The organism is Lacticaseibacillus saniviri JCM 17471 = DSM 24301, from assembly GCF_001311785.1.
Taxonomy (GTDB): domain Bacteria; phylum Bacillota; class Bacilli; order Lactobacillales; family Lactobacillaceae; genus Lacticaseibacillus; species Lacticaseibacillus saniviri.
Map to the genome: position 1 here is coordinate 1 of NZ_BBBX01000045.1, position 3,363 is coordinate 3,363.

2 pseudogenes are annotated in these 3,363 nt (G+C 39.8%); one reads left to right on the forward strand and one right to left on the reverse strand.

From position 1 onward, the window contains the following. Positions 1–123 precede the first annotated feature (123 nt). Positions 124–2,232 (forward strand): annotated as a pseudogene (locus JCM17471_RS12940) (ATP-dependent Clp protease ATP-binding subunit). Between the two features lie 180 nt (positions 2,233–2,412). Here the strand turns inward: JCM17471_RS12940 and JCM17471_RS12945 are convergent. After that, positions 2,413–3,149 (reverse strand): annotated as a pseudogene (locus JCM17471_RS12945) (transposase). Positions 3,150–3,363 lie beyond the last annotated feature (214 nt).

Sequence of the window (3,363 nt, forward strand, 5' to 3'; positions counted from 1 at the left end):
TTAATCCGAACAGCGTTCGGATTAATTTTACAATCTACCAAAATCGTGATACAATCAGATGAAGTTTTAAAGGATATTATGGTCACTAAGTTACACGTGTAAATTTTATGGAGGTGTTGTACTATGGCGAATTTCTACGAAAATGATCCTTTTTTCAACAATGATATGGATGATGTTTTCAATCAATTATTTCGGCGCATGGATAATCAAAATTCGGAGCGTGCACGGTACTTAGTTAATGGAAAATCGTTGACACCAGATGAGTTTGCTCAATACCGAGCAACTGGTAAGCTACCTCAAAATAATAAAACAATAGAAGTATCTAAAGATGGTGAACAGGCTGTTAAAAAAGGAGGGATTTTAGAAAAGTTAGGGACTAATTTGACGGAACAGGCTCGTGATGGATTACTAGATCCAGTGATTGGACGTGAGAATGAGATTCAAGAAACTGCAGAAATTTTGTGTCGTAGAACGAAAAATAATCCAATCTTAGTTGGTGATGCCGGTGTAGGTAAAACTGCAGTCGTCGAAGGTCTGGCACAAGCAATTGTGGCTGGTAAAGTTCCAGAAACGATTCAAGATAAAGAAATCTATTCGATTGATTTATCGTCTTTGGAAGCAGGAACTCAATATCGCGGTTCTTTTGAAGAGAATATTAAACAGCTGGTAAAGGAAGTTAAAGCAGCTGGTAATATTATTCTATTCTTCGATGAAATTCATCAGATTATCGGCACGGGTGCCACTGGTGGTGAAGACGGTGGCAAGGGATTGGCAGATATCATTAAACCTGCTTTGTCACGTGGCGAGCTGACTGTAATCGGGGCTACGACTCAAGATGAATATCGCAATACTATTTTGAAAAATGCGGCTTTGGCACGGCGATTCAATGATGTTGTGATTAATGAACCGACGGCCGCTGACACTTTACGTATATTACAAGGTGTTAAAAAGCTGTACGAAAAGCATCATCATGTTGTATTACCAGATGATGTTTTGAAGGCGGCTGTGGATTATTCAATCCAATATATACCACAACGCACTTTGCCAGATAAAGCTATCGATTTGATCGACATGACTGCGGCTCATTTAGCGGCTAAAAATTCGCAAACTGATGTTGAGACATTGGATCAACGCGTTAAAAATTAGAGGCAGCTAAGGAGGCCGCCGTTAAATCGGAGGACTTTAAAAAAGCCGCTGATATCAAGAAGTCGATCGAGGAAACCAAGCAAAAATTAAAGAAACGGATCAAAAAGAAAAAATCACTGCCACGATTGATGATGTGGCACAATCGGTTGAACGTTTAACTGGTATACCAGTTGCTGATATGGGCGCTAATGATATTGAGCATTTGAAAAATCTTGATAAGCGTCTGAAAAGTAAGGTAATCGGTCAAGATGAAGCGGTTGAAATGGTAGCAAAAGCAATTCGGCGTAACCGTGCGGGCTTTTCAGAGGGTGATCAGCCGATTGGAAGTTTTCTGTTTGTGGGCCCAACTGGCGTAGGAAAGACTGAATTAGCTAAGCAATTAGCCTTAGATATGTTTGGAAATGAAAATGCGATTATTCGGCTAGATATGAGTGAATATGCTGATCGTACAGCTGTGTCGAAATATTGGTACCTCGGCTGGATACGTAGGCTATGAAGATAATGCTAATACTCTAACTGAACGGGTTCGGCGTAATCCATATTCCATTGTATTATTAGATGAAATTGAAAAGGCTGATCCACAAGTATTAACGTTACTATTACAAGTGATGGATGATGGGCGCTTAACGGATGGACAAGGCAATGTCATTAGTTTCAAAAATACGATTATTATTGCTACTTCTAATGCTGGCTTTGGTAATGAAGCATTAAGTGGTGACAAGCAACGAGATCAGTCATTAATGGATAAGTTAGCACCATTTTTCCGCCCAGAATTTCTGAACCGTTTTAATGGAATCGTGGAATTTTCACATCTGACTAAGCAAGACTTAAGTCAAATTGTCGATTTGATGTTGGCGGATGTACAAAAACGTTAGCCAAAAATCCATCAAACTTGAGGTAACTAAAGCGGCCAAAGATTGGCTGATGGAACAAGGCTATGATGAAGCAATGGGTGCGCGGCCATTACGGCGAGTAATTGAACAACAAATTCGTGATAAGGTAACGGATTTCTACCTTGACCACTTAGATGTCAAAAACTTGAAGGCTGATTTAGTGGATGGTGAGATTGTGATATTGGCAGCTTAGCTTAAATCAGTGTTCATAAATAACTTTATGTAAGAGGAGATTTATTGGGCAGGAGATCGCTTGATAGATCTCCTTTTTTCGTTGATTTTCACCATTTGATATTAATCTATTGAGTAATATGGGTAGCGTCAAGAATCTTGTGTAAATGAAATGCCTCCGTACATATAATATGTAGTTAATTTAAATAAAGGATGATTCCAGGGTGTCCTGAATTCCTTTAAATCCGCTATGGATTCGCTTCATGGACTTCTCGTTGTAGACATTAAACTGAGAAATCAGGAATCGATTGAGTGAATCTTCCGTTGGAAATTGTTCTTTGTGGTTGGGGTTGCGTTTGAGATGCTTGTTAAAGTTCGCAATCAAGTTGGTTGAATACAATGAACCGCTTCTTTTTGGACGGTGTCCCGCTTTAAAGGCAGGTAATTGGCATCTAAGAAGATGGCCGCATATTGCGAAGGCAGTCGCCGTTGCTGGAAAGCTTGAACTTGTTCATCAACGACTTTGGTCGTGTTGGAAACCGTGGCTTTGGAGTAATGAGCACCGTACATTTTCTCAATGAGTTAGGCGATTTCGGTGGTGGTAATTCCCTTGGTGTATAGCTGAATAACCGTTGTTTCCAAGATGTCACTGTGCCGACCGTAGGCTGGCAAGGTATGATTTTCAAACCGGCCATTGCGATCTCGAGGAATGGTTAAGTTAAGTTGGCCGTACTTCGTATCAAACGAGCGCTCATAACTGCCGTTGCGGTTATTACCAGTGTTAATCCCAGCGTATGAGTAGCGTTCGTAACCCAAAAACTCTGCCAATTCGGTTTGAAGCAGCTGGTTAATCGCAATTTCGAGGTGGTGACGAAAAACTTCGTCCAAATCTTGCTTTTGGGCTAGTGCAGCGATAATTTCTGTGGTAAGTTCATTCATGGGGAATGCCTCCTGTGATGTTTTCTGTGGTTACTAAATATCATAAGGGAAGGCATTCCCTATTTCTATACAATTCAGAAATCTTTTATGCATTTACACAAGATATTTTACGCTCTCTTTTATTTCCATATATCTGTTATTTCACTCCTATTTAAATTTTTTCTTCACTGCCCTGCTTATTTAATGAGAAATTTATCTATACACACTGAATTTC